Annotated in this window: 25 protein-coding genes, 1 tRNA gene and 1 pseudogene; 10 read left to right on the top strand and 17 right to left on the bottom strand. The window is 72.3% G+C overall.

Annotated features, from left to right (window positions below):
* Positions 1 to 77 precede the first annotated feature (77 nt).
* From AB0M28_RS05280 to AB0M28_RS05240, 9 genes are all read right to left on the bottom strand, one after another.
* Positions 78 to 1,052, bottom strand: a complete 975-nt coding sequence (locus AB0M28_RS05280) for a DUF2510 domain-containing protein (protein ID WP_365398024.1) — start codon at positions 1,050 to 1,052, stop codon at positions 78 to 80.
* A gap of 68 nt (positions 1,053 to 1,120) precedes the next feature.
* On the bottom strand, positions 1,121 to 2,728 hold the full coding sequence (locus AB0M28_RS05275; RefSeq protein WP_365398021.1) for an ATP-binding protein: 1,608 nt from the start codon (positions 2,726 to 2,728) through the stop codon (positions 1,121 to 1,123).
* A gap of 69 nt (positions 2,729 to 2,797) precedes the next feature.
* Positions 2,798 to 3,481 carry a response regulator transcription factor gene (locus tag AB0M28_RS05270; RefSeq protein WP_365398019.1) on the bottom strand — a complete coding sequence of 228 codons (684 nt, stop codon included), beginning with the start codon at positions 3,479 to 3,481 and terminating at the stop codon, positions 2,798 to 2,800.
* 64 nt (positions 3,482 to 3,545) lie between these two features.
* Positions 3,546 to 4,736, bottom strand: coding sequence for an ABC transporter permease (locus tag AB0M28_RS05265; RefSeq protein ID WP_365398016.1), 1,191 nt, complete (start codon positions 4,734 to 4,736; stop codon positions 3,546 to 3,548).
* On the bottom strand, positions 4,733 to 5,554 hold the full coding sequence (locus AB0M28_RS05260; RefSeq protein WP_365398014.1) for an ABC transporter ATP-binding protein: 822 nt from the start codon (positions 5,552 to 5,554) through the stop codon (positions 4,733 to 4,735). The genes AB0M28_RS05265 and AB0M28_RS05260 overlap by 4 nt, the downstream gene beginning before the upstream one ends.
* Positions 5,551 to 6,804, bottom strand: coding sequence for a peptidoglycan-binding protein (locus AB0M28_RS05255; RefSeq protein ID WP_365398011.1), 1,254 nt, complete (start codon positions 6,802 to 6,804; stop codon positions 5,551 to 5,553). The genes AB0M28_RS05260 and AB0M28_RS05255 overlap by 4 nt, the downstream gene beginning before the upstream one ends.
* Positions 6,805 to 6,822: 18 nt before the next feature.
* Positions 6,823 to 7,410 carry a hypothetical protein gene (locus tag AB0M28_RS05250; protein ID WP_365398008.1) on the bottom strand — a complete coding sequence of 196 codons (588 nt, stop codon included), beginning with the start codon at positions 7,408 to 7,410 and terminating at the stop codon, positions 6,823 to 6,825.
* 189 nt (positions 7,411 to 7,599) lie between these two features.
* On the bottom strand, positions 7,600 to 7,884 hold the full coding sequence (locus AB0M28_RS05245; protein WP_365398005.1) for a hypothetical protein: 285 nt from the start codon (positions 7,882 to 7,884) through the stop codon (positions 7,600 to 7,602).
* A 122-nt stretch (positions 7,885 to 8,006) separates the two neighbouring features.
* Positions 8,007 to 8,825, bottom strand: coding sequence for a GTP pyrophosphokinase family protein (locus tag AB0M28_RS05240; protein ID WP_365398002.1), 819 nt, complete (start codon positions 8,823 to 8,825; stop codon positions 8,007 to 8,009).
* Between the two features lie 122 nt (positions 8,826 to 8,947).
* Here AB0M28_RS05240 and AB0M28_RS05235 point away from each other — a divergent pair, with 122 nt between their 5' ends.
* From AB0M28_RS05235 to AB0M28_RS05210, 6 genes and pseudogenes are all read left to right on the top strand, one after another.
* On the top strand, positions 8,948 to 9,328 hold the full coding sequence (locus AB0M28_RS05235; RefSeq protein WP_365397999.1) for a nuclear transport factor 2 family protein: 381 nt from the start codon (positions 8,948 to 8,950) through the stop codon (positions 9,326 to 9,328).
* 107 nt (positions 9,329 to 9,435) lie between these two features.
* Positions 9,436 to 9,508 (top strand) — tRNA-Arg (locus tag AB0M28_RS05230).
* Between the two features lie 36 nt (positions 9,509 to 9,544).
* Positions 9,545 to 9,748: a hypothetical protein gene (locus AB0M28_RS05225; protein WP_365397996.1), complete on the top strand. Its 204-nt coding sequence runs from the start codon at positions 9,545 to 9,547 to the stop codon at positions 9,746 to 9,748.
* Between the two features lie 400 nt (positions 9,749 to 10,148).
* A complete protein-coding gene (locus AB0M28_RS05220; RefSeq protein WP_365397993.1) occupies positions 10,149 to 10,415 on the top strand; it encodes a hypothetical protein in 267 nt (88 codons plus the stop codon).
* The gene (locus AB0M28_RS05215) at positions 10,412 to 10,858 is read left to right on the top strand and encodes a hypothetical protein (protein WP_365397990.1); all 447 of its coding nucleotides are present in this window, start codon (positions 10,412 to 10,414) and stop codon (positions 10,856 to 10,858) included. Before AB0M28_RS05220 ends, AB0M28_RS05215 begins: the two co-directional genes overlap by 4 nt.
* A 4-nt stretch (positions 10,859 to 10,862) precedes the next feature.
* A pseudogene (locus AB0M28_RS05210) lies at positions 10,863 to 11,183 on the top strand (Uma2 family endonuclease); the annotation flags it as partial.
* 10 nt (positions 11,184 to 11,193) lie between these two features.
* Here AB0M28_RS05210 and AB0M28_RS05205 read toward each other — a convergent pair.
* The 4 genes from AB0M28_RS05205 to AB0M28_RS05190 form a co-directional block, all read right to left on the bottom strand.
* Entirely contained in the window at positions 11,194 to 11,598 is a 405-nt protein-coding gene (locus AB0M28_RS05205; protein WP_365397987.1) for a nuclear transport factor 2 family protein, read from the bottom strand.
* A gap of 64 nt (positions 11,599 to 11,662) precedes the next feature.
* Complete coding sequence (locus AB0M28_RS05200) at positions 11,663 to 13,687, bottom strand: FtsX-like permease family protein (RefSeq protein WP_365397984.1); 2,025 nt, start codon at positions 13,685 to 13,687, stop codon at positions 11,663 to 11,665.
* Positions 13,684 to 14,121 (bottom strand): hypothetical protein, encoded by a 438-nt coding sequence (locus AB0M28_RS05195; RefSeq protein ID WP_365397981.1) that lies wholly within the window; start codon positions 14,119 to 14,121, stop codon positions 13,684 to 13,686. Before AB0M28_RS05195 ends, AB0M28_RS05200 begins: the two co-directional genes overlap by 4 nt.
* A 2-nt stretch (positions 14,122 to 14,123) precedes the next feature.
* Positions 14,124 to 14,870: an ABC transporter ATP-binding protein gene (locus tag AB0M28_RS05190; RefSeq protein ID WP_365397979.1), complete on the bottom strand. Its 747-nt coding sequence runs from the start codon at positions 14,868 to 14,870 to the stop codon at positions 14,124 to 14,126.
* 184 nt (positions 14,871 to 15,054) lie between these two features.
* Here AB0M28_RS05190 and AB0M28_RS05185 point away from each other — a divergent pair, with 184 nt between their 5' ends.
* The 3 genes from AB0M28_RS05185 to AB0M28_RS05175 all read left to right on the top strand — a co-directional run bounded on the left by AB0M28_RS05185 (position 15,055) and on the right by AB0M28_RS05175 (position 17,158).
* Complete coding sequence (locus AB0M28_RS05185) at positions 15,055 to 15,693, top strand: TetR/AcrR family transcriptional regulator (protein ID WP_365397976.1); 639 nt, start codon at positions 15,055 to 15,057, stop codon at positions 15,691 to 15,693.
* A gap of 521 nt (positions 15,694 to 16,214) precedes the next feature.
* The gene (locus AB0M28_RS05180) at positions 16,215 to 16,427 is read left to right on the top strand and encodes a DUF5999 family protein (protein ID WP_365397974.1); all 213 of its coding nucleotides are present in this window, start codon (positions 16,215 to 16,217) and stop codon (positions 16,425 to 16,427) included.
* 146 nt (positions 16,428 to 16,573) lie between these two features.
* A complete protein-coding gene (locus AB0M28_RS05175; RefSeq protein WP_365397971.1) occupies positions 16,574 to 17,158 on the top strand; it encodes a GrpB family protein in 585 nt (194 codons plus the stop codon).
* Positions 17,159 to 17,167: 9 nt separating this feature from the next.
* Here AB0M28_RS05175 and AB0M28_RS05170 read toward each other — a convergent pair whose 3' ends face one another.
* From AB0M28_RS05170 to tsaA, 3 genes are all read right to left on the bottom strand, one after another.
* The gene (locus AB0M28_RS05170; protein WP_365397968.1) at positions 17,168 to 17,770 is read right to left on the bottom strand and encodes a DUF4190 domain-containing protein; all 603 of its coding nucleotides are present in this window, start codon (positions 17,768 to 17,770) and stop codon (positions 17,168 to 17,170) included.
* Between the two features lie 80 nt (positions 17,771 to 17,850).
* Positions 17,851 to 18,438 (bottom strand): GNAT family N-acetyltransferase, encoded by a 588-nt coding sequence (locus AB0M28_RS05165; RefSeq protein ID WP_365397965.1) that lies wholly within the window; start codon positions 18,436 to 18,438, stop codon positions 17,851 to 17,853.
* Between the two features lies 1 nt (position 18,439).
* Entirely contained in the window at positions 18,440 to 18,847 is a 408-nt protein-coding gene (tsaA, locus tag AB0M28_RS05160; protein ID WP_365397962.1) for a tRNA (N6-threonylcarbamoyladenosine(37)-N6)-methyltransferase TrmO, read from the bottom strand.
* A 105-nt stretch (positions 18,848 to 18,952) separates the two neighbouring features.
* Between tsaA and recQ the strand changes: the two genes are divergently transcribed.
* Complete coding sequence (gene recQ, locus AB0M28_RS05155) at positions 18,953 to 21,067, top strand: DNA helicase RecQ (protein WP_365397959.1); 2,115 nt, start codon at positions 18,953 to 18,955, stop codon at positions 21,065 to 21,067.
* A gap of 73 nt (positions 21,068 to 21,140) precedes the next feature.
* On the opposite strand, the gene AB0M28_RS05150 is transcribed toward recQ, so the two are convergent.
* Positions 21,141 to 22,067, bottom strand: a complete 927-nt coding sequence (locus AB0M28_RS05150) for a trypsin-like serine protease (protein WP_365397956.1) — start codon at positions 22,065 to 22,067, stop codon at positions 21,141 to 21,143.
* Positions 22,068 to 22,195 lie beyond the last annotated feature (128 nt).

Here is a 22,195-nt window from a genome sequence, read left to right as displayed (position 1 = left end):
AGAACGTGCCGGCGCCCGGTACCGATGGGGGGAGTTCGGTACCGGGCGCCGGCGGCTGTGGGGGGTGTGCCGCTCTGTTACGCCGACTTCCCGGAGCCGGAGCCGAGGCCGGAGGTCATGAGCTGCGCCTCCTTGATGCCCTTGGTGATCTCGTCCATCTGCGACAGCTTCGGGGCCTTGTCGTTGACGTCGAAGCCGAAGCGGACGATCACCATGGTCTTGTCGTCGGCCGGGGACTTGAAGGCCACCGACTGGACGTACCCGTCGTCGCCCTTCTCCGTGACGACCTTCCACCGCACCAGCCAGCCCTCCTGCCCGGCGACCGTGACGGCCTCGGACTTCAGCTGCTCGTGCGAGGTCGTCTTCCCGTACGCCGACTCGCCGTAGGAGTCCTCGGCGTTCGCCGCGATGTCCTTGAGCGCGGCGGCCTTCGCCGTCGACTCGGTGTTCTTGAGCGCCGCCGCGGGGGCGGAGTTCACGCCGCCGAGCATGCAGGTCTTGGAGGTGTCGGCCGGGCACTTGTACTCGCCCGTCGCCGCCGAGGCGCCGGCGCCGGACTGGGCCTGCCAGCCGTCGGGGACCGGGATCTTGATACCGCTGGCGAGGTCGGTCGCGTAACCGTCCTCCGTCATCCCGCCGCCGTTGCCGTTGCCGTTGCCGCCGCCGTTGCCCGGGCCGGGCATCTCCTGGCGGCCGCCGTTGCCGTCGTCGTCGCCCTTGCCGTTGTCGTCGTTGCCCGGGCCGTTCCAGCGCTGGACCGCGGGGCTCGGGTCGTCGTCGTCCGACGCCAGGGCCACACCGCCGACGATGCCGCCGCCCACGACGAGCATGCCGAAGGCGCCGAGCAGGATGCCGGCGACGAAGGGCCGTGCCCGCAGCCACTTGACCGGCTGGGGCTTCTTGCGCGGCGCCGCCGGCGCGGCGAACACCGCCGGGATCGCGGCGCGGACCTCGTCGGTCCACGCCTCACCGTCCCACCGCCGCTCGCGCGGCGGGTCGTCTGCGCTGCGCTGCGGGTCCGGGTACCACCCGGAAGGACTCGTGTCGCTCATACGGGCACAGTAGGTCGCCTGTATGAGAGCAGGATGAGAGAGCGGTGAGGAATGGTGCCGGACCGGTCTCACACCGTGGCCAGCACGATGGTGAACGCCGTCCCCTTCCCCACCGTGCTCTCCACGTCGATCGAGCCCCGGTGGTCCGCGACGATCTGGCGGGCGATCGACAGGCCCAGTCCGCTGCCGCCCGTGTCGCGGCCGCGGGCGGCGTCCGCGCGCCAGAAGCGGTCGAAGAGGTGGGGCAGGTTCTCGGGCGGGATGCCCTCGCCGGTGTCCTCGACGCGTACGGCGGCCAGCTCCCCCCGCGGTACGAGCCCCAGCGTCACCGTCCCGCCGGGCGGCGTGTGGCGCAGGGCGTTGCCGACGAGGTTGCCGACGGCCTGGCGCAGCCGTCCGGCATCGGCGTACACGCGGGCCTTCCCGGGCGTGTCGGTGGTGAGCGTCACGCCGCGGGCGGCGGCCTGCGCCGCGTACGCCGCCCGGCACCCCTCCAGCAGCTCGCCCAGCTCCGTCTCCGCGCGGTGGTAGGTGAGCGCGCCGGCCTCGGCGAGGGCCAGGTCCTGCAGGTCGTCGACGATCCGCTGCTGCAGCAGCGCCTCCTCGTGCAGGGAGTCCAGCAGCTCGGGCGTCGGCTCCACGACGCCGTCGCGCAGCGCCTCCAGATAGCCGCGGAGGTTCGCGAGGGGGGTGCGCAGCTCGTGGGCGATGTCGCCGGTGAGGCGGCGCTGGCGCTCCTCGCCGGACTGGATGGAGCCGGCCATGCGGTTGAAGGCGCGGCCCAGCTCGGCGATCTCGTCGCGCCCGGAGACCGGGACGCGCTGCGTCAGATCGCCCTCGCCGAGGCTCCCCGCCGCCGCGGTCATCGCCCGGATCGGGCGCAGCACGGCGCGGCTGAGCAGCAGGGCGCCCAGGATCGCGGCGAGCGCCACACCGCCCGCGACGGCGACGGTCGGGGCGACGGCGAGCGTGGGCGGGGCCTGGTCGCGTACGCCGAGGGTGATCTGGAGGCGGGGTGGGGCGACGTCCGCGATGCGCTCCTTGAACACGCGCCGCAGACAGGCGTCCGGGTCGGCTTCCTTCACACAGGGCTCGAGCGCGTCCGTGTCGACCTGCGTCCACGCGTCGCTCCAGGTCCGCTTGCACCCGGGCGCCTTCTCCTCCGCGGTGACCTCCGGCATCCCCAGCTTGCCGGGGACGGCGGTGGCGCGGGCGCCCGCCCGGGTCAGGCAGGTGGCGTACGCGATGGCGGAGCGGTAGTTGAGCACCGCGCTGACCGTGGTCTTGACCCGGGCCCGCGGCACGAGCCCCGACGGCACCTCCAGCGCCGGCCGCGGATCGACGAGCAGCGGCGGCTGCCCGCTCACCGGCCGCGGCTCGCGGCCCGCGAGCGCGTCGGAGTCGGCGAGCAGCACGTCGTCCTCCGTGGCCACCCTGATCCGCTGGCCGGTGTCACGGGACAGCTGGGCGACGGTCGGGGAGACGCCCTTCCAGGTGCCGTGGGTGTAGGCGTAGGCGTACAGCTCCTCGGTGATCCGCCGGGTCTCCTGCTGGCCGGCGGTGACGCTGTCGCGCACCTGCCGGTTCAGCTGGCGCAGGGTGAGCCAGGCGGTCGCGGCCGTCGCGGCGAGGGCGACGAGCATGAGGAGGGTGAGGGCGCGGAGGCGGAAGCTCATCGGGGGGCCTGCTCTCCGGCGAGGCGACGGAAGCTCATCGGGCGGCCCCACTCACGTTCAGGCGCCGGCTCATGCCGTGGCCGTCCCGTCGGACAGCCGGTACCCGCGCCCGTACACCGTCTCGACGTACCCCTCACCGCCCAGCTTCCGGCGCAGGTTCATCACGTGCGCGTCGACGGTCCGCTCCAGGACGTTGCGGTCGAAGCCGAAGACGCGGTCGATGATCTGCGCCCGGGTGAAGACGCGGCCCGGCTGCTCGGCGAGGGTGCTGAGGATCGCGAACTCCTTACCGGTCAGCGTGACCGGCTCACCGGCCGCCCGTACCTCGAAGCGGGCGGTGTCGATCTCCAGCCCGCCGACAGTGACGACGGTGGGCGCCGCGGCGCCGCTCCGCGCGCGGCGCAGGAGCACCCGGATCCGGGCGGTGAGCTCGCGCGGGCTGTACGGCTTGGTCATGTAGTCGTCGGCGCCCAGGTCCAGGCCGAGGAGCATGTCCTCCTCGGTGGTCCGGGCGGTGAGCAGCAGAATCGGTACGTCGGACTCGGCGCGCAGGATGCGGGTGACGTCCAGGCCGTCGACCTTCGGCATCATCACGTCGAGCACGATCAGGTCGGGCCGGGAGGTACGGGCGCGCTCCAGGGCGGCGCGCCCGTCGGCGACGACCTGGACCTCGTGGCCCTCGCGCTCGAGGTAGATCCGGATCAGCCGGGCCTGTTTGGCGTCGTCCTCGGCGACGAGGATGCGGGCGTTCACCGAGGCTCCCTCCGGGTCGTACAGGCGTTCCCCGGCATGCGGGGCGTATCACGATAACCTCCCGTCACGATCCGGCGAGTGCCTCCGTCGGAGCCAGCCGGCCGGCCCGTACCGCCGGATACAGCCCGGCCACCGCGCCGATGACCAGCGTCACCCCGATCCCGGCGGCCGTCGCCCACAGCGGTACGGCGGTGGGCCAGCCGCGCGCGGCGGCGTACCCGGCGGTGATGCCCGTACCGAGGACCGCGCCGCCCAGGCCGCCGAGCGCGGACAGCAGCAGCGACTCGGAGACGAACTGCCCGCGGATCTGCCCGCTGGTCGCGCCGAGGGCCCTGCGCAGGCCGATCTCGGGGCGGCGCTCCAGTACGGAGATCACCATCGTGTTGCCCACGCCGACCCCGCCCACCAGCAGCGCCACGCCGCCCAGGCCCAGCAGCAGACCCGTCAGCGCCGACTCGGCGGCCTCGCGGGCGGCGAGGGCGTCGGAGGGGCGGGAGACGGCGACGCCGCTGGGGTTGGCGGGGTTGGCGGTGGCCGCCAGGACGTCCCGTACGGCCTGGACGCGGTCGTCGCGGGCCCGGACGTAGACGGTGGAGGCGTGCCCGTCGAAGCGCAGGTACGTCGTGGCCGCGCGCCAGCCGATGAGCGCGGAGTTGTCGATCTCGGGCGCGAGCGGGACCGGGTCCAGCACGCCGACCAGCGAGAACCACTTCCCGCCCAGCCACAGCCGCTGCCCCGGCTCGTGTACGTCGAGACGCTGCGCGGCCTTCGCGCCGAGGACGACCGCCGGGTACTCCTCGGTGGCCTGGGCGAGCCAGCGGCCGTCGCCGACCTTCGCGCCGAGTGCGGGGAGCAGCTGCGGGTCCGCGGCGGCGACCTGGATGCTGCCGGAGCGGCCCGGGGGGATGTGCTCGTTGCGGTAGACGCGGGCGTCGGGGAGGACGCCGATCGCCGAGACCCGCAGGACGGGGCCGACGCGCCCGATCATCGGCACGGCCTCGGCGGGCAGCGCCGTCACGTCGCCGCCCTGGGACTCGCCGGGCGCGACGCGCAGCAGGTTCGTACCGAGGCGGTCCAGGCGCCGGTCGACCTCGGCGCGGGAGGAGCTGGAGATCCCGACGACGGCCACCATGGCGGCGACGCCGATCGCGATGCCGAGGGCGGAGAGGAAGACCCGAAGCGGGCGGGTGCGCAGACCGGTGCCGCCGAGGCGGAGCAGGTCGGCGGGGGTGAGGCGGGCGGGGCGGAGGGTCATGGGCGGGCGCTTTCGAGTGGGTCCGCCTCGGTGCTCGCTCCGGTGTCTTCCGCTCCGGTGTCGTCCGCTCCGGTGTCCGCGATGATGCGGCCGTCGCGGAGTTCGACCCGGCGGTCGAAGGTCTGGGCCATCTCGCGGTCGTGGGTGATGACGACGACCGTCGTGCCGGCGGCGTGCAGTTCGTGGAGCAGCCGCAGTACGGCGGCCCCGGAGGCGGAGTCGAGGTTGCCGGTGGGTTCGTCGGCGAGGAGGAGGGCCGGTTCGCCGACGACCGCGCGGGCGACGGCGGCGCGCTGGCGCTCGCCGCCGGAGAGCTGATGGGGAAGGTGGTGCAGGCGGTGCGCCAGCCCGACCCGCTCCAGCGCCGCCTCCGCCTTCCGGCGCCGTACCTTCATCGGCACGCCCGCGTACAGCAGCCCGTCGGCGACGGTGTCCAGCACGGGGACGCCGACGGCGAGGTGGAACTGCTGGAAGACGAAGCCGATGTGCTGCGCCCGCAGCGCGGAGACCTCGCGGTCGGTGAGCCGGTCGACGGCGTAGCCGGCGATGGTGACACGGCCGCTGGAGGGGCGGTCGAGGGTGCCCATCAGGTGGAGCATCGTGGACTTGCCGGAGCCGGAGTGGCCTACGACGCAGGCGAGTTCGCCGTAGCGGATGACCAGGTCGGTGTGGTCGAGGGCGGTGACGCGGCCGGGGTAGGTCTTGGTGACGGCTTCGAAGCGGACTACGGGGGTGGTTGGGGGGTGGGTTTTTCGTTGGACTGCCGGGTGGGTTTCCTGGCGGACTGCCGGGTGGGCTTCCGGGTGGGTGCGGCTCACTCGGGGATCCTCACCTTCAGGCCCTCGCGGACGCCGTCCCCGCTCACCTCGACCTTGCCGTCGGCGAAGAGGCCGGTCTTCACGGGGACGAACGCGCCGCCGTCCGCCGGCTCCAGCCCGTACCCGCCCTCGGCGAGCGCCACCAGGGCGGCGACGGGGACGGTGAGGACGCTCTCGCGCTCGTTCATGACGTAGCGGACGGTGACGGGGCCGGACTGCAGGCGGCCGAGGCCCTTCTGGTCGTCGAAGTTGACGGTGACGGAGACCTTGGGCTCGCCCCCGCCCTCCTCGCCCCCTTCGCCGCCGCCTCCGCCGGTGGCGTCCTTGCCGACAGCGCCCACCTCGCCGCGGACGGTCCGCCCGTCGGGCAGTTCGACGTCGACCGCGGTGCCGCGGCGGGCCCAGCCCGTCTCGGCCGCGGAGGCGGAGAAGGTGACCATGCGCCGGGTGCTCGTGTAGCTGAGCGGCGTGCCCGCGGCCTCCGCCCCGACGCGGACGGTCGCACCGGCGATACGGACGGCGCCGGGGGCGTACAGGATGTCGCCGGCGGCGACGCTGCCGGTCTGCGGCAGGCCGAGGTCCTTCTGCCAGCGCTTGACGGCTTCGGCGGTGAGGTCGGAGTAGGTGTCGTCGACAGTGAAGCCGGTGTAGCCGAGGGCGGCGAGGTTCGTCTCGAACTGCTTGACGTCCATGCCGCGCAGGGCGGCAGCGGGGAGCCGGGCGGGGGCGGCGCCGCCGGCTTCGCCGCCGCCGGTGCCGCTCGTGTTCGTGTCGCCGGTGCCCGTGTCTGTTCCCGTACCACCGGATGTGCCGCCTGAGGCGTCGCCCTCCTGCGTGCCGTCGTCCTCCGGCGGCGTCACGGCGAGGTCGCGGTACACGGGCAGTGCGCCGTACAGCAGGACGACCGGTCGGTCGTCGACGCGCAGCACGGTCTGGCCGCGCCGTACGGTCTTGCCGGTCTCGGGCAGCCAGGTCACCGTGCCGGGCGCCTTGACCAGGAAGGGGACCTCGGGCCCGTGCCCGAGGTCGCCGGCCAGCTCGGCCTGGTCGGTGAGGGTGGCCCGGGTGACGCCGACGGTCTTCCCGGCCCGGGGCAGCGCGGACGCCTCCCCGTCGTCGCCGCCCCCGCCGAGCCCGAGCGCCCCGATGCCGCTGACAGCGGCGACGAGGACGATCCCGGCAGCTATGAGGAGGGGGCCGCGCCTGCCCTTGCCGGGGGTGTCGTCGGCGTTGTCCATGGTGTCGTCCATGGCGTTGTCCACGACGGGTCAGCCCTTCGGGACGACGGTGGAGGTGTCCACGCCGAACACGGACTTGTCGCAGGTACGGGCGGCGAGCTTGGCGCTCTCGGAGGTGGAGTCCCAGTTCTCCTCGACGTAGTAGCCGTCCTCACCGACGTCGGGGAAGTCGGGGGCGCCGTTCTCCTGCATGCACTCGGCGTACCGCCGGTGCTGGTCCTTCTCCTTGTCGGTCAGCTCGGGCTGCAGGGCCTTCTCGAGGTCGTCCGGGATGGTGGGGGCCTGGCACTTCTCCTGCGCGGTGATGTACTTGGGGTCGCTCTTCCACTCCCTGATGGGGATGTCGATCTCGACATTCCCCTTGGCGTCGGGGTCGGGCAGGTCGACGCCGGCCTCGCGCATGCAGCCGACCCACTCCCGCTGCGCCTCGACGTACTCGCTGAGCGCGGACTCGACGGCCTTGGTGGTCGACGTGGCGGAGGGCTTCCCCTTTCCAGCCGAGGCGATCTCGTCCCCGCCGCCACCGTCGCCTCCGCTGCCCCCGCACCCGGCCAGCGCCAGGACCCCGGCCACGGCCCCCGCCACGACAGCCGCCCGCCCCCATCGCCGTACGCGCATCAACCCGGCTCCTCACGCCTCACGCCCCGTCCGGCCCGGTGCCGGACGGTGGCAGGCTGTGAAGGTAGGCGGGGGGCGATGAAGAACCGATGAAGAAGCGGTCAAGAACCCTTGCCCCCGCGGGGTTCGACGCGCGGGGGCAAGGGGGCCGGTGTCCGGCCCGTCGGACGGGCCGCACTCGGGATCGGACTACTCGCAGGTCATCTGCACACTGGCGCGGAAGAAGTGCCCCCGGTAGGGATCGTTGAAGACCTCCCACACCTCGGGCTCCCCGTAGAGCTCGCACTCCACGGGCCCCTGCCAGCTGGCCGAGGTGATCGCGTCGTCGATGGCGGCGTTGACCGCCGTCTCGGCCGTGGGACCGATCCCGCCACCGCACCACACCTCGACGGCGCCGGCGGGCCCGGCCACGGCCAGCAGCGCCGCCGCCGTCCCGGCCACGAGGAACGCGCCCCGCCGGGCACGCCTGACCATCCGCGGTCTCATCACGGGTTACCCCTCTCGTCTTCCCCCTCCGGGCCCCGCCGCGCACGCGGACGCCCGGCCGCCATTGATTTTCCCTTCAACCAGTTAGACGGACGCGGGGGCGCCGGTGTTCAGTCCGCGCCCGGACTCCCGGCTTCGGGGCGCGCGGCCTCGGCGCTCGCGGCCTCGGCGCTCGCCCGGGCACTGGCCCACAACCGGAGGAGCATCTGCTCGTCCACATCGGGAACGTCGCCCTCGGTCCGCTCCCAGCGGGAGCCGCGCACCTCCGTGTGCAGCTGCTCCATCCGCTGGTCGAGCTCCTCGGCGAGCTGAGCGGCCTCGGTCAGACTGGTGACGAGGCCGGGCGGCACATGGCCGTCGTACTTGTAGTAGATCTTGTGCTCCAGGCTGGCCCAGAAGTCCATCGCGATGGTGCGGACCTGCACCTCCACGGTCACGGGCACCGGCCCGGTGCTGAGGAACACGGGGATCTCGATCAGCGCGTGCAGGCTCTTGTAGCCGTTGGCCTTCGGCCGGGCGATGTAGTCCTTGACCCGGAGCACCCGTACGTCGTCCTGCGAGGTGAGCGTCTCCAGCACCCGGTAGGTGTCGGCGATGAAGCTGCAGGTGATGCGCACGCCGGCGATGTCGTGGATGCCGGCCCGGATCGCCTCCGGCGTGAGGTCGATCCCGATCCGGGCCGCCTTCTGCACGATGCTCGCGGCGGACTTCACCCGGGATCCGACGTGCTCGATCGGGTTGTACCGGTGCAGGTGCAGAAACTCCCGGCGCAGGATCGACACCTTGGTCAGCACCTCGTCGACGGCGAACTCGTACTCCATCTGAATGCGCTGGAAGTCCCTGCGAATCCGCTGCGCGAACGCCACATCCGCCGGTGATGGCGGCTCCCCGCCACCGGCCTGCGGTGATGCGTGCGTGGGATCGGCCACGCTCCCATGATCACCCCACGGGAACGACCCCACAACCGCTCAAGCCCGCACCCGCCCGGCACCGCTCCCACACCCGGCGCGCGCATCGCGCAGCCCCGACCGTCCGCCCCTACGGTGACCCCATGACCGATCCGGAGACGAACAAGACCACGGCCCAGGCCTTCTACGACCTGATGTTCAACCAGTGCCGCCCGTCCGAGGCGATCGAACGCTACGCGGGCGACACCTACATCCAGCACAACCCGCACGTGGCGGACGGCAAGCAGGCGTTCATCGACTACTTCGACCGGATGGCAACCGAATACCCCGGCAAGCGGGTCGAGTTCAAACGCGCCATCGCCGAGGGCGACCACGTGGTCCTGCACTGCCACCAGACCTGGCCGGACGAGGAGTACGCCGGAATCGACATCTTCCGCTTCGACGAGAACGGCAAGATCGTCGAACACTGGGACACCCTCCAGGTGATCCCACCAACCTCGGCGAACGACAACACCATGTTCTGAGGGAACACCCACCCCGCCCACAAAACCCCAGGTCAAAGGCGCCACGCGCCCCCTGACCGGATAGCCAGGCGATCTACGCGGCTCACCCCGCTACACTGACCCCCGTCGCCTCCGTAGCTCAGGGGATAGAGCACCGCTCTCCTAAAGCGGGTGTCGCAGGTTCGAATCCTGCCGGGGGCACACGACGAAGGGCCAGCTCAGGGGCATGATCCCCAGGTGCTGGCCCTTCGGCAGCTTCTGCCCAGTGGCTACCGGCAGTTCCTGACCACGCGGGGCCGCCTCAGCCACTTCATGCCGGCGGCCGACGACCGCCTGATGCCGGCCTCCGTTAACGAGCTGATCAGGCTGAACGAGGTTGGAGACGTCCGGGAGCTCTTCGGTAGCGATCCCGCAGGCGCCGACCCTGTCGGCCTTCCTTGACCAGTTCCCGCTGACCGGCTGGTGGTGGGGCGATGCCTCTTCGGAAGGTGGCACGCGTACGTAAGGGCGGCCGCTCGTCCGCGATGTTCCGTACGATCGAGTTGCCCCGACAACAGGCGTCCCGGGGGCGCCCGAGGCGGAAGCCGAACCGGTGGGAGTAAGAGGCGGCTCGCGGGGTGGCCGCACGAACGTGATGCTCGATCGGCGTCCTGAGTAGTCCCCACCGGACCCCGGCTCGTACCGCAGCTCGGCGTGGCACTGAACGCAGCGTCCGCCGGTGCGCCGACGACAGCGCCGCCGGGCACCTCCGGTCATCCGGGCGGCCCGAGGCGTACCCATCGCCGGGCGCCCCCGAACGTCGCCTCCGGACGTGACCGAAGAAGCGTGGCATACTTCAAGTATGGCAACACGGAAGATCACCATCACCGTGCCGGAAGAGCTGGTGGAGTCGATCAAGGAGCGCGTCGACGCGCGCGGGGTGTCCGCCTACATAGCGGCCGCCGCCGCTCATCAGGACGCCATGGACCGGCTGCGCGAGTTGGCAGAACGCCTCGAGGAAGAGCACGGCGCTGTGACCGACGACGAGCAGCAGGCGGCGCTGGACCGCATCGCCGCCATCGACGGTTGGCACGACGAGCAGTCATCGGGTTCGGACGAGGCTGCGTGAGCCGCACCGCCCGAGCGAGGCTGAACCGACCGCGCCGGCGTGTCTTCGTTTTCGACTCCGAGGCCCTGTCCAAGGCGGTTCAGGGCGATCGGGAGATGGCTGCGCTGATCAAGACGGCCCCAGGGCTCGACATCCCGATCGTCACCTCGGCGCTCACGGTCCTGGAGGCATGGGACCCTCGCGACACGTCAAGGCAGGCACTGTGGAACTGGACGCTGTCCCGGATTCGCGTCGTACACACGGATGACCATGTGATCGCCCTGGCGCGCGACATGCTGAAGGCAGCCGGCCTGCACGGGCACAAGTACGCCATCGACGCCGTTCTGGCGTCTGTGGCCGGGCGGGAAGCCGCGCAGGGAGCCGAGGCGACACTCTTCACCTCCGACACCGACGACATGAATCAACTCCTCGCGGGACGCCCCGTGCGAGTCGAGAAAGTCTGACAAGACCAATCGCCGCCCGGACGTCGTCGTATACCGCGCGGACACCATCGACATCTCCCCCACCCGTCCTGAGCACGTGCTGCTCGTCGCCGAGGTCGTGTCGCCGGGCTCCGAGGCCACCGATCGGATCGTGAAGGTCGACCAGTACGCCAAGGCGGGCATCGGCTTCTACTGGCGGATCGAGCAGGCCGCTACAGGCGTTCCCCTCGTCTACACCTACGTTCTCGACCCCGCGACGAAGACCTACCGGGACGGGGACGTGTTCACCGGCGTCCTCAAGGTGGCCGCGCCCTTCCCGGTGGAGATCGACCTCGGCGAGCTCTGACCCAGCAGCGTCAGTCGTCGGAGTACGCCCTCGCGACCGCGTACGTGTCCTCGTAGAGGTGGTAGCGCGTGATCCGGCCGTCCACGACCGTGGTGTGCAGGACGAAGGCCGTGTCGATGTCGCGGCCCGTCTTCTTCACCTCCGAGAGCAGGCGGCCGATGAACACCACGTGGTCGCCCTCGGCGATGACGTGGTGGACGTCGATCTCCTTCGGCTGCACATGGGTCTGCAGCAGTTCGAAGAACGTCCGCATGCCCGCCGCCGAGTCCACCTCCGGCACCCACGGGATGCCCGGCGGGTGCGGGATCGAGAACGACACCGAGTCGGCGAACATCGCCGCCGCCTCTTCGGTCTTTCCCTGGGCGAGCAGCGGGAACAGGCGCTGCACTGTCTGCGTCGGCGACTCCGTTGTCATGTGCGCCGATGCTACTGGCTGGGCGCGGACCCCGCTGGTCAGGGCCCCCGAGAACCCGCAGCCCCTACTCCCGCAGACCGGCCACCCGCACCACCCCCGCCCGTAGCGCCGCCCCCACCGGCAGCACCGTCCCCGCCACGGCGAGCAGCGTGCACACGGCCGCGATGCCGGCGATCACCGCGTACGGCGCCGTGATGGGGGCCGTACCGAACAGCTGGTGCAGAGCGCCCCACAGGCCGACCAGGTTGACCGACGTCGCGGCCAGCGCCAGCGCCACCCCGATCGCCGCCACCAGGAGTGACTCCGCGACGAAGAACCGCATGACCTGCTTCGGGGTGGCCCCCGTCATCCGCAGCACGGCCAGGTCGCGGCGGCGGTCGGCGGTCGCCATGAGCAGGGTGTTCAGGATCGCGATGAAGCAGAACACCACCACGATCACGGTGATCGAGCGCTGCCGTACCTCGGTCAGATGACGGGCGTACGCGCCCTCCGACGCCACCAGCTGGTCCCGGGTGACGAGGCGTGCCCCGGTTCCGGCCACCGCCTTGCGTATCGCCGTGACCGCGGCGGCGCGGTCGGTGCCGGGTTCCAGCGAGACGTAGGCGCGCGGCGCGAGCCGGTTGCCGGCCGCGAACCGCTGCGGCAGATAGGCGACGTCCGCGCCGCGCACCGCACGGTAGGTGGCCGCGACGCGCAGCTCGGCCGCCGAGCCGTCGGCCGTCAGGAACGCGAACGTCGAACCGACGCCGAGGTGCCACAGATCGGGTACGACCGTGCCGCTGCCCTCCGAGGAGTCCAGATCGTCCAACGACCCGTCGACCACCTCCAGGCTCATCATCCGCCTCAGCACCCCGGCTTCCACGGCGAGCCCGTCGTTCACCTCCAGCCGACCCTCGTCAGGGGTGTAGAGGGTGACGGGGACGGGGGCCACGACCCGCACGCCCTCGATACGGGCGACCCTCTCGACGGCCTGCCGGCTGATGCCCGGAGTGCCGGCGGGGGCGAGGGCGTACTGCGAACTCACCTGGTTCTGCAGTCCGTCCGCGCGCGCCGCGCCGAGCGCTTCGGTGGCGGACAGCAGGGAGAACGTCAGGCCGACGGTGAGCAGGATGGGCGCGGCCGTTGCGGCGGTGCGCCGGCGCGAGGTCAGCGCGCTCTCCCGTACGAGCATCGCGGTGGGTCCCGACAGGCGGCGCAGCGGCCACATCAGCAGCCGGGTCAGCGGTCCGACGGCGAGCGGTGCGAGCACCGCGGCGGCCAGCACCGGGACCAGCAGCGCGAGCGCGTACGCACTGGGCGAGAGGATCACGGCGGGGTCGCCGAGCGCGATCCAGGCCGTCAGCCCGGCTCCGCACAACAGCGCCGCGGCGCCGAGCAGCAGCCGCCCCGGGATCATCCCGGAGTCGTCGACCGCCGCCTCGCGCAGTGCCTCGACGGGACGGATGGTGCCGGCCCGTCGCGCGGCCACGGCCACACCGCAGAGCGCCACCAGGACACCGACCAGGAAGGCGGCGACGAGGGGTGCGAGCACCGTCCAGTGCAGGGAGGGTTCGACGCGGAACCAGGGCGGGGAGACGCCCGACCCGATGAGCATGTCGGCCAGCAACTGCGCCCCGAACAGGCCCAGTACCGCACCCGCCGCCGATGCGAAGCCGCTGACCAGCAGCGCCTCGTTCCGTATCATCCGGCGCACCTGCCGGGGGGTGGCGCCCACCGTGCGGAGCAGGGCGACCTCGCGGCGGCGCTGGATCACCGCGAAGGCGAAGGTCGAGGCCACCACGAACACCGCCGTGGTGCCCGCCACGCTGGCCATCACCGGCACCAGGGTGACGGTGTTGTCCAGCGCCTCGCGATCGCGGTCCCTGCTGGCGTCGGCCCGGTGGCGGTCCTGCCCCGTGAGCACCTCGGCGTCCGCACCGACCGCCTCGCGCACCCTGCCGACCGCGCCGAGGGCGACCAGCGCGGCGATCCGCGGGGCGAGGCGGGCCGCTTCGCCGTCGGTGAAGAAGACCGCGTCCTCCCAGCCGACCGGGGAGACGGTGCCGCTCACTGTGTACGATCCGGCGCCCGCGGCGGTCAGCACCGTCACCGTGTCACCGGTCCGCGCCCGGCCGGAGGGGACGACGACCTCCCTGTCGGAGGCGGGCGCGCGGCCGTCCCGCAGCGCGCCACCGGCCAGGGATGTCCGACCTGGTCCTTGGGCCCGCCTGCGAGCTGGGCGTAGAAGGAACGGTCCACCACGGTGGCGCCGGTGCCGGAGACCCTCCGCAGCAGGTCCGGCGATACGCCCCTGGCCTGCGGCAACGACCGGACGCCCGGGTCGTGGCGGGCCGGGTCCCACGTCGGGTCGGCGGGCAGCACCACGGCCGGGGCATGGGCGAAGCGCTCCACCGGACGGTCCGGCAGGTCGAGCGTCGTCGTCAGCAGCAGGCCCATGGCCGCGACCTGGGCGACGCCGAGCACCAGCGCCACGAAGGTGCCGAGGAACGACACCCAGCGACCCCGCAGGGTCTGGAAGGCCACCGCTAGCACGCCGGCACCGCCAGTTCGGTCATCCGCGCGGCGACCGCTTCGGAGGTGGGGGAGACCAGTTCGCCGGCCAGGCTGCCGTCGGCGAGGAACAGCACCCGGTCGGCGAACGAGGCCACGTTCGGATCGTGCGTGACCATCACCACCGTGCTCAGTCCGTCGTCCGCCGGGCTGTCGACCAGTTTCCGCAGTACGCCGAGCAGTTCGCGGCCGGTGGCGAGGTCGAGTGCGCCGGTGGGCTCGTCGGCGAAGAGCACGGCAGGGCGGGTCACGAGGGCGCGGGCGACGGCGACCCGCTGCTGCTGGCCGCCGGAGAGCTCGCCGGGTCGGCTCCACGCCTTCTTCTCCAGCCCCACCTGCGCGAGCGCCTGCCGTACCGCCCGACGATCGGGCTTACGTCCGGCCAGCCGCACCGGCAGCGCGACGTTCTGCTCGGCGGTCAGCGAGGGCAGCAGATTGAACGCCTGGAAGACGAAACCGGTCGTCTCCCGCCGGAATTCGGTCAGCCGGGTCTCGTTCAGCCCCGCGATGTCCGTCCCGTCGATCAGCACCCGGCCCGACGAGGGGCGGTCCAGGGCGGCGGCGCACTGCAGCAGCGTCGACTTCCCCGAGCCGGACGGTCCCATGACGGCGGTGAAGCTCCCCTTCGGGAAGGAGACCTGGACGTCGCGCAGCGCGGTCACCGCGCTCTCGCCCGATCCGTAGGTCTTCGTCAGCGACTCGAGCCGTACTGCATCGTCCATGGATTCCTCGTCATCGGCGTGTGCTGGCGGGATCACCGGCGCTTGGCGGAGCGACGGTCCTGGCTGCTCAATGCGTCTTGTGTACGATGTCCACATTGCCGCGACACGGCGGCGCCGCGGCGTGGGGGGCGGGTGCTACGCAGGTTACACAGCTATGTGGACGCCGTCCACAATGGGAGTGGCGATGACTTCTGGAACCGGTCCGAGGAAGCGCGACACCTACCGGCACGGCGATCTGCGGAACGCCCTGATCCAGGCCGGACTCGAACTGGTCCGCGACGGCGGGCTGGACGCGGTGGTCCTGCGCGAGGTCACCCGGCGCGTGGGCGTGGTCCCCAACGCCGCGTACCGCCACTTCGCCGACCGCAACGCCCTGTTGCGCGCCATCCGCCAGGCGGCGCTGGGGCGGCTGGCCGCCGCGATGGAGGCGGAGCTGGCGGCCCAGCCGCCGGTCGACGACCCCGCGGCGTCCGCGCGCGCCCGCATCCGCGCGCTGGCGACCAGCTATCTGCGCTTCGCGCAGGCCGAACCGGGGCTGTTCCGCGCCGCGTTCTCCACCTCCGACATGGCCGACACGGGGGACGAGGCCGCCGGCGGGCCCGGCGGATCGACGGCCTTCCAGCTGCTGGGCGCGGCCCTGGACGACCTCGTCTCGACCGGCGCCCTGCCTGCCGACCGCCGTCCCGACGCGGAGTACTTCGTCTGGTCAGCCGTGCACGGCCTGGCCGTGCTCCTCATCGACGGACCCCTGCGCGGGCTGCTTCCCGTACAGGCCGAGGAGGCCGGGGAGCGGCTCCTGGACTCGATCGAACGCGGCATCTGATCCGGGGGTCGCGGGGGTCCCTCAGGAACACGCTCCCCTGCGCTGTGCGTACGCCGCGCACCGCCAGTTGCGTATCCGGCGCGGGACCGGCCGGCCGCAGCTGTGCGGTGGGCGTACGTGGGAGCAGCGCGGGAGTCTGCAGCGGGGTGAGTTCCACCAACCACACGCCATCGCGGAACGCCTCCCATCTCGGTTTTCGCGTGTCTTCATGATCTCGCCGCAGGGTGCTCCGGCAGGGGCGTTTCCTCCGGAAACCGTCCCGGAAAGGAGACGAGATGGTATAGGCGTGGAACGGGGCCGAGTCGAGGACAGCGGGTGACCGCAAGGCGCTCTACGGTGCAGGTGGAGGCCGGGGGAGACCGGTGGCCGGCCACCGGGGTACGACAGCGGGTGAAACCACCTCGTAACAAGGCGAGTTCGGGCGATGAGTTTCCGCGCCAAGCCGCGTCAGTACCAGTGACGAACCACCGACGGAGAACGATGACATCCCCCATCCGGAACGGAATCCCAAGAGGTGCCCCATGTGTACGCATCAGCCCACGTGCCCGCCCGCCGACAGCCCCGACCGCGACGCCGCGCACACCGTGGCCTTCCACCCCGAGCAGGGCTGGAGCCGGCTGTGCAACGGCGTGATCGTCTTCGACGACCTCGGCCACCTGCTGCCGACCGGCGACATCCTCCCGGCGCTGCTGCCGACCGGCGACACGCTCCCGGCACTGCGGACCGCCGCCTGAGCCGGCACCCCACCATGCGCCCCACCCGAGTACGCATCCCCCGCATCCCCCGCCCGCGCCCCACCCCCTCCCCCTCCCGCGACCTGGACCTGCGCACCCCGTCCGGCAGGTCCACGCTCCCGTACTGATCCGGCTACGATCGCCCGATGACCTCCGAGCGCCCCGTCGTCGTGACCGCGGATCCCGACTGGCCCGTGCTGGCCGCCAAGTTGAGTGACGAGCTGCGTGTGCTGCTGGGGCCCGAGGTGGTCCGGATCGAGCACATCGGCAGTACCGCCATTCCCGGCATGGCCGCCAAGCCCGTCTACGACCTGCAGGTCAGCGTGCGCGACCTGGAACGCGCCGCCGCGGCCTTCGACGCGCCCCTCGCCGCGGCCGGCTTCACGCGGCTGCCGTACGAGGGCGATCACGTACCGGCGTATCTCGACGACGATCCCGCGCTGTGGGCCAAGCGCTTCTGGCGGCGGCGCGGTGGGCCCGAGGCCGACGTGAACCTGCACGTGCGGCTGGTCGGGTCCCCCAACGAGCGGCTCGCGCTCCTCTTCCGCGACTGGTTCCGGGCACACCCGGACGCCGTGCCCGCGTACGCCCGCTTCAAGCAGAGCCTCGCGGCGGCCCTGGACGACGTCGGCACGTACGCCGACATCAAGGACCCCGTCGTCGATCTGGTCGTCACCGTGGCGGAGACGTGGGCCGCGGAGACGGGGTGGAGCGCGTCGGAGGCGGTGTGAGGGATGCGCTCAGGCCTTCGCCGGGGGCTCGTAGAAGCAGATCACCTTGCGCTGGCCGGCGAACCAGTTCTCCTTGGCGGGGAAGAGCCAGCCCACCTGGAGGCCCTCCGCCAGCGCCCGTCCGTCGTGTGCGTACGACCGGTCGAACTCGGCGCACTCCTCCTCCGCGCGGCGCTTGATCGCGTCCTGCCCGGGATAGCTGTCTCCGTCGTCGGCGCCGTGCAGGACGAACACGCCGATGACCTCACCGTCATGCCCCTCGTCGCACGCGCGCTTGTTCATCCTGGAGCGGTCCCGGTCCGTGCCCGTGCCGAAGGTGAAGCAATCCCCTTGACCGAGCTCGACGGGGACTGCCACCCGCTCCTCGCTGTGCGCGCTGTCCTCGACGGCGGACAGCGCCCCCGGCAGGACGAACCAGCCGACGAAGCTCGCGGCCGACACCAGGATCGCCGCGATCGCCAGCGGCCGGCCGCGCTCGCCCTCCCGGCGGATCCGGTTCAGCGCGGACCAGCCGAGGAACACCCCCACCGGCACCGGCAGCAGACCGGCGAACAGTGCCGCCAACGCGCGCCGGCTCAGCGGCGGGCGCGCCGAAGCCCTCTCGTCCTGCACGGTCCCCCCAGGAATCACCGAACGGTCAGGGGAATCTAGCGGTCTGACGCTCGTACGAACAGGGCTCTCCGGAAGCCGCTTTACCCGCCCGACGCGACCCGCGCGTGCAGGTGCATGTCGTGCCAGCCGTCGTGGTGGCGCAGTGCGCTGCGCAGGGTGCCCTCCAGCGCGAAGCCGCTCTTCTCGGCGACCCGGCACGACGCCGAGTTGTGCACCGAGTGGGCCAGCTCCAGGCGGTGGAAGCCGGTGCCGAAGGCCCAGGACGACAGGGCCGCGACGGCCCGGCCCGCGGCGCCCGTGCCGCGGGCCCCGGGGAGGATCCAGTACGCGACCTCCGCCAGGCCCTCCGCCAGGTTCATGCCCATGCCACCGGCGAGCGCGGCGCGGCCGAGCACCGTGCCGGAGGCGTCCGTGAGCGCCCAGTCCGCGCGTTCCTCGCCCGCCCAGGCCCGGTGGAAGCCGTCGATCATCTCGCGGGCCTCGTCCGCGGAGTCGACGCGGCGGGCGTGCCAGTGCTGGATCGCGGGGTCGGAGAAGGCCGCCACCAGTACGGGCGCGTCCTCCGGGCGCCAGGGGCGCAGGAGGAGGCCGTCGGCGGCCGGGAGGGTGGGCTGGTCGTGCCCGGCGAGGCTGCCGGCGGGGATGACGGGGGCGTTCAGCGAGGGCATGTCAGCGATCCCCCACGTCCCCGAGCACGGGCTTCACGTCCACGATCGGCGTCCCGTCCAGGGCCTCCAGGTCGCTCACCCTGATCCGGAGGCCCTCGACGGCCTCGACCGTCACCCGGTGCAGGCCGACCGGGTTGGGGCGGTGCGGGGAGCGTGTGCTGAAGACCCCGGTCTCGGGGCGGGACGTGTCGCCCCTCGGGTGTACGGCGAGGACGTCGCGGCGGGCCCGGTCGAGCCAGGTCAGCAGGACGACCTGGTCGCCCGGGCGCAGATCGCGCAGGCCGGGCCGGACCGCGGGGCGGAAGACCAGCCAGGCCGGTGGTGCGCCCTCGTCGCCCTGCCGGGGAGCGTCGTCCGGATCGGTGAGCGGGGATTCGACGTGGCCGATGGGCTCGATGACGTAGGTCATGGGAGCGAGCGTATGGCCCGGAGCCGCGGGCCGGGGCGCGCATCCGGAGCCGAGTTATCCACAGGGCGGCGCGCCGTGTCGGCGGGGCCTCCTACAGTTGCGGGCATGGAATTCGTGGAGGCGGGCCCCGAGCCCGGAGAAGACCGGGCGGCCGGGCGGGCCGGAGCCGGTGAGACGGCCCCGGCCGAGGGCGGCGAGGCGGCCGGGGTGCTGCGCCGCGTCTTCGGCTACGACGCCTTCCGCGGCGAGCAGCAGGCGATCATCGAGCACGTCGTCGGCGGCGGCGACGCCCTGGTCCTGATGCCGACGGGCGGCGGCAAGTCGCTCTGCTACCAGATCCCTGCGCTGGTCAGACCCGGTGTGGGGGTGGTCGTGTCCCCGCTGATCGCCCTGATGCAGGACCAGGTGGACGCGCTGCTCGCGCTCGGCGTGCGGGCCGGGTTCCTGAACTCCACCCAGGATCCGGACGAGCGCCGCATGGTCGAGCAGGAGTTCCTGCGCGGCGAGCTGGACCTGCTGTACCTCGCGCCGGAGCGCCTGCGCCTCGAGTCCACGATGCGGCTGCTGGACCGGGGCAAGGTCAGCCTCTTCGCGATCGACGAGGCACACTGCGTCGCCCAGTGGGGCCACGACTTCCGGCCGGACTATCTGGCACTGTCCGCCCTGCACGAGCGCTGGCCGGACGTGCCCCGGATCGCCCTGACCGCGACGGCCACGGAGGCGACCCACCGCGAGATCGCCGCCCGGCTGCGGCTCGACGAGGCGCGGCACTTCGTGGCGAGCTTCGACCGCCCCAACATCCAGTACCGCATCGACGCCAAGCAGGACGCGAAGAAGCAGCTGCTGCGCCTGATCCGCGAGGAGCACGCCGGCGACGCGGGCATCGTCTACTGCCTCTCCCGGGCCTCGGTGGAGCGCACCGCCGAGTTCCTGGTGCAGCAGGGCGTCGACGCCGTGCCGTACCACGCGGGTCTGGACGCGCGTACGCGCGCGGCGAACCAGTCGCGCTTCCTGCGCGAGGACGGACTGGTCGTCGTCGCCACGATCGCCTTCGGCATGGGCATCGACAAACCCGACGTCCGCTTCGTCGCCCACCTCGACCTGCCCAAGTCGGTCGAGGGGTACTACCAGGAGACGGGCCGCGCCGGCCGCGACGGACAGCCCGCCACGGCCTGGCTGGCGTACGGGCTGCAGGACGTGGTCCAGCTGCGCAAGATGATCGACACGTCCGAGGGCGACGAGGCGCACCGGCGCAAGCTCGCCTCCCATCTGGAGGCGATGCTCGCGCTCTGCGAGACGGTCGGCTGCCGCCGGGTGCGGCTGCTCGACTACTTCGGCCAGCGCGGCGAGCCCTGCGGCAACTGCGACACCTGCCTCAGCCCGCCGGCGACGTGGGACGCCACGATCCCCGCGCAGAAGATCCTCTCCACGGTGGTACGGCTGCAGCGCGAGCGCCGGCAGAAGTTCGGCACCGGCCAGATCATCGACATCCTGCTGGGCAAGAAGACGGCGAAGGTGATCCGGTTCGACCACGACCAGCTGAGCGTCTTCGGCATCGGTGCGGAGCTGGGCGAGGCCGAGTGGCGGGGTGTGGTGCGGCAGTTGCTGGCGCAGGGGCTGCTCGCGGTCGAGGGGGACCACGGCACGCTGGTGCTCACCGAGGCGAGCGGGGAGGTGCTGGGGCGGCACCGCGAGGTGCCGATGCGGCGCGAGCCGGAGCGTCCGGCACGGTCCCGGGCGGGGGCCGGGAAGTCCGGCTCGGGGAGCGGCTCCGGCGGTTCCAAGGGCCGCTCGGCGGTCCCCGCGGACCTGCCGGCGGAGGCGGTGCCCGTCTTCGAGCTGCTGCGCGCCTGGCGCGGGGCGACGGCCAAGGAGCAGGGTGTCCCGGCGTACGTCATCTTCCACGACGCGACGCTCCGCCAGATCGCGACCACCCGGCCCGCGACGCGGGACGAGCTGTCGGGGGTGAGCGGGGTCGGCGAGAACAAGCTGAAGAAGTACGGCGATCAGATCCTCGCGGTCCTCAACGGGTCCGACGAGAACGGGCCGACCGAGGACAACCCCATCGAGGTCAAGCCCGTCGAGGACGGCATCCAGCACGGTCCCGCGGAACCGGACTTCGGCCCGGAGCCCGACTACGACTACGGCGACCCCGGCCCCGACCCCGCGGACGCGCCGCCCCCGCCCCCCGACGACGACGATCCGAGGCTCGGCTGGTGACGCGCCTCGGCCCCCGGCCCGCCGAAACGGGGCCGGGGGCCGAGGGGGACGACGGATGCCGAGCCGGGGAGGCTCAGTCGTCCTTGGACGCGCAGGCCAGGTCGGCCGTGCAGTCCAGCAGCCAGTTGCGCACCACCGGGGCGTCGACGCGCTGGATGCCGCCCAGGTAGCGGCAGTTCTGCGTGTAGCCGTAGCTGGTGTCGCCGATGACGTAGCCGCCGTGGAACGACGGGCCGCCGGAGTCGCCGAAGCACGTGCCGCCGCCGGCGCGGATGTCGTTCTCGTTGCCGTTCAGCTGCAGCACCTGCGGGGTGAGCTTCTGGGCGATCTCCGTGGTGTAGCGGCGGACGATAGGCAGACTCATCGGCGTCGGCTTCTGCGAGCCGGAAGCCGCCTGGCGCACCTCGGTGCCGTAGCCGACCGCGAGGAACTCCGTGGAGTTCAGGACGGGCTGGGCGAACTGGTCGAGGTAGTTCGCCGGGGGCAGCTTGGCGGTCGGAAGGTTCACGGGCTCGTCGAGGATGACGACGCCGGTGTCGTTCCAGTTGTCCATGTCGGTGAAGTCGCTGTACTGCGGGTGCGTCCGGGCGGTGCCCAGATGCCACGTCAGATCACCCTGGTACTTGGGGCCGCTGACGTCGGACGGCGCGAAACCGATCTCGGAGTGGGCGTCCGAGGGGCCGCTGTCGTCGGCGGCGCGCGGCACGTTGAGGGCGTTCTCCTCGGCGGTCCGGGCGACCTCGGGGTCGAACGTGACGGCGACCTTGCCGACGTCGTTGAACGTGCAGTGCGCCGCGGTCAGGAAGACCCGCGGGTTGATCAGGGTGCCGGAGCAGCGGAACCGGCCGTCGGGCTGGTAGAAGACCAGCATTCCGACGTTCGAGTACTTGTTGGCCGTGTCCTCGGTACCACCGGTGATCGCCGCGGACGGTGTCACCGCGCTCACGATCGCGCCGATGGATATGGCCGCTGCCACGAGACAGCGAGAGAGACTGCGCATGGGCTGGGTGCCCCCTGGGCGTGACGGTACGAATGGGAATCCTGTGAGGGGGAGTTCAGCGTGCCAGTCCTCGGGGTGATCGCTCAAGAGGACGTCGGACATTTCCCCGGTACCACCAGCACCCCGGG

The sequence above is a fragment of the Streptomyces sp. NPDC051940 genome (genome assembly GCF_040680895.1).
In the GTDB taxonomy this organism is placed as follows: Bacteria; Actinomycetota; Actinomycetes; order Streptomycetales; family Streptomycetaceae; genus Streptomyces.
Note: the sequence above shows the minus strand (reverse complement) of the source record. Positions and strands in the feature narration are given on the sequence as shown.